This window comes from Cellulomonas septica (genome assembly GCF_012396155.1).
GTDB classification, from domain to species: domain Bacteria; phylum Actinomycetota; class Actinomycetes; order Actinomycetales; family Cellulomonadaceae; genus Cellulomonas; species Cellulomonas septica.
Map to the genome: position 1 here is coordinate 1 of NZ_JAAXOY010000297.1, position 4,257 is coordinate 4,257.

5 protein-coding genes are annotated in these 4,257 nt (G+C 74.1%); 2 read left to right on the forward strand and 3 right to left on the reverse strand.

The window, feature by feature from the left end; translation table 11 throughout:
- Positions 1-352 precede the first annotated feature (352 nt).
- Positions 353-1,393: a recombinase RecA gene (recA, locus tag HGA02_RS11900; RefSeq protein ID WP_124342842.1), complete on the forward strand. Its 1,041-nt coding sequence runs from the start codon at positions 353-355 to the stop codon at positions 1,391-1,393.
- Between the two features lie 104 nt (positions 1,394-1,497).
- Complete coding sequence (locus tag HGA02_RS11905) at positions 1,498-1,986, forward strand: regulatory protein RecX (protein ID WP_343035454.1); 489 nt, start codon at positions 1,498-1,500, stop codon at positions 1,984-1,986.
- 214 nt (positions 1,987-2,200) lie between these two features.
- Here the strand turns inward: HGA02_RS11905 and HGA02_RS11910 are convergent, their stop codons facing one another.
- The 3 genes from HGA02_RS11910 to HGA02_RS11920 all read right to left on the reverse strand — a co-directional run.
- Positions 2,201-2,647: an Hsp20 family protein gene (locus HGA02_RS11910; RefSeq protein ID WP_168679186.1), complete on the reverse strand. Its 447-nt coding sequence runs from the start codon at positions 2,645-2,647 to the stop codon at positions 2,201-2,203.
- A 180-nt stretch (positions 2,648-2,827) separates the two neighbouring features.
- Positions 2,828-3,487: an amidohydrolase family protein gene (locus tag HGA02_RS11915; protein ID WP_425483061.1), complete on the reverse strand. Its 660-nt coding sequence runs from the start codon at positions 3,485-3,487 to the stop codon at positions 2,828-2,830.
- Between the two features lie 151 nt (positions 3,488-3,638).
- Positions 3,639-4,257: M20/M25/M40 family metallo-hydrolase (locus HGA02_RS11920; RefSeq protein WP_168679187.1), on the reverse strand; the 619-nt coding region annotated here is incomplete at its 5' end.

Below are 4,257 nucleotides of genomic sequence, written 5' to 3' on the forward strand. Positions count from 1 at the left end.
GTGCTGGCGCCGGGGGTGCAGACGGAGGTGCCGGGGACCGCGGTGGCGGACCGTGGCGCGGCGGCGGAGGGCCCGTCCGCCTGAGCGACGCCGCCGGTCCGCGCAGCCCCTCGGGGCGCGTGTGACGGGACGGCGCGACACGCGCGGCGTGTCGTGCTCCGTCGAACACGTGTTCGGGTATCGTCGTCCGCGGGTGACACGGCCGAGCCGTCCACAGCCCCCGTCCGGCGGTGCCGGTCCACGGGTTGTCGGGGGAGCGGTCGGGATGTCGGTGGTCGGGCATAGCGTCACCTGCGACGAAGACCAGCCCCCGCAGGCGCAGCCGGACGCTGCTCGAACGACGAGGTGGAACATGCCCGCACCCCAGGACCGCGAGAAGGCCCTCGAGGCCGCTCTCAGCCAGATCGACCGCCAGTTCGGCAAGGGCTCGATCATGCGCCTCGGCGACGAGGGGCGTCCCCCCGTCGAGGTCATCCCGACCGGTTCCATCGCGCTCGACGTGGCGCTCGGCATCGGCGGGCTCCCGCGCGGCCGCATCATCGAGGTCTACGGTCCCGAGTCCTCCGGCAAGACGACCGTCGCGCTGCACGCGGTCGCGAACGCGCAGAAGGCCGGCGGCATCGCGGCGTTCATCGACGCCGAGCACGCGCTGGACCCGGAGTACGCGAAGAAGCTCGGCGTCGACACCGACGCGCTGCTGGTCTCGCAGCCGGACACCGGCGAGCAGGCGCTCGAGATCATGGACATGCTGATCCGCTCGGGCGCGATCGACATCATCGTCATCGACTCGGTCGCGGCGCTCGTCCCCAAGGCCGAGATCGAGGGCGAGATGGGCGACAGCCACGTCGGCCTCCAGGCCCGCCTCATGTCGCAGGCCCTGCGCAAGATCACCGGTGCGCTCAACGCGTCGGGCACGACCGCGATCTTCATCAACCAGCTGCGCGAGAAGATCGGCGTGTTCTTCGGCTCGCCCGAGACGACGACCGGTGGCAAGGCGCTCAAGTTCTACGCGTCGGTCCGCATGGACATCCGCCGCATCGAGACCCTCAAGGAGGGCACCGACGCGGTCGGCAACCGCACGCGCGTGAAGATCGTCAAGAACAAGATGGCGCCGCCGTTCAAGCAGGCCGAGTTCGACATCCTCTACGGCGTCGGCATCTCCCGCGAGGGCAGCCTCATCGACCTCGGCGTCGAGCACGGCTTCGTCCGCAAGTCGGGCGCCTGGTACACGTACGAGGGCGACCAGCTGGGGCAGGGCAAGGAGAACGCCCGCAAGTTCCTCAAGGACAACCCCGACCTCGCGGACGAGATCGACAAGAAGATCAAGGAGAAACTGGGCGTCGGCGCACGGGTCGACGCGCCCGCCGACGCGCCGGCCCCGGTCGACTTCTGAGGCCCGGCTTGTCCCGCACGAGCACCGGATCCCGTCGCGGGCGCGCCACCGAGCCGCCCGCGACGGGATCCGCCGCGCACGACGCGGAGCCGGACCCGGAGTCCGTGGCCCGCGCGATCGCGCTGCGGATGCTCACCGGTGCACCGCGCAGCCGGGCACAGCTCGCCGAGGGGATGGCGCGACGCGACGTCCCGGAGGAGGTCGCCGAGCGCGTCCTCGACCGCTTCACCGAGGTCGGGCTCGTCGACGACGTCGCCTACGCGGAGAGCCTGGTCCGGACGCGGCACGCCGAACGCGGCCTGTCGCGTCGGGCGCTCGCGGTCGAGCTGCGGCGCAAGGGTGTCGCGGACGAGGACGCGCAGCGCGCGCTCGAGCAGGTCGACGCCGACGACGAGGAGGAGGCGGCTCGCCACCTCGTGCGTCGTCGGCTCGCGTCGACGGTCGGGCTCGACCCGCAGACCCGGACGCGGCGGACCTTCGCGGCCCTCGGTCGCAAGGGGTACGCGCCGGGGCTCGTGTCGCGGCTGGTGCGTGAGGAGCTCGCGGCGGAGGGCGTCGACCCGTCGGGTCTCGCCGAGCCGGAGCTGGACTGAGCCGGCCCTCGTCGAGACGCTCGGCACGAGCGGCGTCGTCGCGCTCCGCATGGACGTGCGACGGCCCCCGTGACGCAGGTCGTCGCGGGGGCCGTCGTCGTCGACCGGTCGCCGTGCGCCGGTCTCCTGTGGTGCCCGCCGCCGGCCCGGCCGTCGTGGGCCACCTGGCGTGTCGGTCAGAGGCCCGGCGAGCGACGCGAGGGGCGGACGGTCGTCAGGCGGAGGCCTGCGCGTCGGCGGTGGTGCCGATCTGCGCGGTCGACGCACCGTGCTGCACCTCGATGCGGCGCGGCTTCGCGTCCTCGGCGACCGGGATGCTCAGCGTGAGGACACCGTCGGTGTAGGTCGCGCTGATCGCGTCGAGCGCGAGCCCGCGTCCCACCGTGAGCTGGCGGGCGTAGGTGCCGACGGGGCGCTCCTTCGCGAGCCACTGGACGTCCTGCTCGGTGCGCGACGAGCGCTGCGCGCGGATGGTCAGCGTGCGGTCCTCGACGTTCACGTCGATCGTGCCCGGGTCCGCACCCGGCAGGTCGACGTGCAGCACGTAGTGGTCGCCCGAGCGGTACAGGTCCATCGGCATGGTCGCCGACGCGCGGTCGGCGGCGAACATCTGGCCGAGCATCCGGTCCATCTCCTGGAACGGGTCGAAACGGGTAGCCACGCCCCTCACCTCCTCGTCGTCGGGTCGCGGACCTCCCGCGACCCGGGTGCTTCCCGGCGTCCTTCGCCGGGTTCGGCTACACCTCATGTGTTAGCACTCTCGACGATCGAGTGCCAGTCGTCCGTCGCGTGTGTTCGCGCTCGGAGAACACGGCGGCCGAACCGGCGCCCAGGTCGGGGGTCATCGGGCGAGTCGGGCGCCACCGCGGCGAACCTGCACCGCGCCGGGCACCGGTTGGGTGAGAATGTCGCCAGAGCCGGGAGCGCGCGCCGCGGGCCCCGCACGACGGGAGGACACGTGGAGCCAGGTCCCATCGCCACGGTGATCGGGCTGCTCGGTGCCTGCCTGGTGGCCCTGATCCTGGTGCTCGTCGCCCGACGCGAGGCAGCCGCCCGCCTCGCGCGCTGCCGTGCGCAGCGCCTCCGCCATGACGTTCGGGTCGTCGTACGGCGTCCCGCCGGGCGCGTGGTGGAGGTAGTGGAACTCGCCGACCGCGGTGACGCCGGCCAGCACCATCTCGGCGTAGGCGGCGCGCGCGAGGTCGAGGTAGGTGTCCGGGGTCAGGGTCGCCGCCAGCGCGTACATGCGCGCGCGCCACGTCCAGAAGGTGCCGCCGTCGGCGTGCGTCCGGCCGCGCAGCGCGCGGTGGAACGCGTGCGAGTGGGCGTTCGCGAACCCGGGCAGGACCATGCCGGGGAGGCGGTGGTCGCCGGCCGCGGCGGGGACGCCCGCGGTGACGGACGCGATCCGGCCGTCGTGCGCCGTGAGGCGGACGTCGCGCGCGACGCCGTCCGGGAGCCACGCCTCGGCGGCCCAGAACGACGACGGGGGCGACGTCATCGCGACTCCGCGCGCGTCGCCGTAAGCGCGGTGAACGCCGTGGATGCCGTGGACGCCGTGGACGCCGTGTCCGCCGACACCTGTGCGGCCGTCCCGGCCGACCTCGCCGCGTCGGCCGCCGCAGTCCCACGACGACCGGAGGCCAGGCCGCTCATGACGTCTCCCGCGCGAGCAGGTGCTCGAGCGTCGTGGCGAGCGCGTCGACCCCCGCGAGGCAGTCGGCCTCGTCGGCGTCCTCGGCCGGCGCGTGCGAGACGCCCGTCGGGTTGCGGACGAACAGCATCGCGGTCGGCACGCCCGCCGCGGCGAGGATCCCGGCGTCGTGGCCCGCGCCGGTCCCGAGCAGCGGCGCACGCACGTCGGACCGGGCACCGCCGGTCGAGCCGGACGGTCCGGCGCCCGTCGCGCCCAGCACGGTCGCGACCTCGTCCGCCAGGTCCGCGTCGAACCACGTGACGGGCGTCCACGACTCCTCCGCCGGCGCCCAGGACGTGAGCGCAGCGAGCACCGCCCGGACGCGTGCCTCGTCCTCGGCGCGCACGTCCAGCCACGCGGTGACGTGCGACGGGATGGCGTTGACGCCGTTCGGCTCGACGCGGACCTTCCCGACGGTCGCGAGCGCCCCGGCCTCGACCGCGGCCGCGCGCGCGTGCTGCACGAACGCCGCGAGGTCGAGCATCGGGTCCCGACGGTCGGCGAGCGGCGTGGTGCCGGCGTGGTTCGCCTCGCCGCGCAGCTCGACGCGCCACCGGCCGTGCGGCCAGATCATC

Excerpts from the sequence above, each read along its gene's own strand:
- recA (WP_124342842.1), top strand. The coding sequence starts at position 353 with ATGCCCGCACCCCAGGACCGCGAGAAGGCCCTCGAGGCCGCTCTCAGC.
- HGA02_RS11915 (WP_425483061.1), bottom strand. The coding sequence starts at position 3,487 with ATGACGTCGCCCCCGTCGTCGTTCTGGGCCGCCGAGGCGTGGCTCCCG.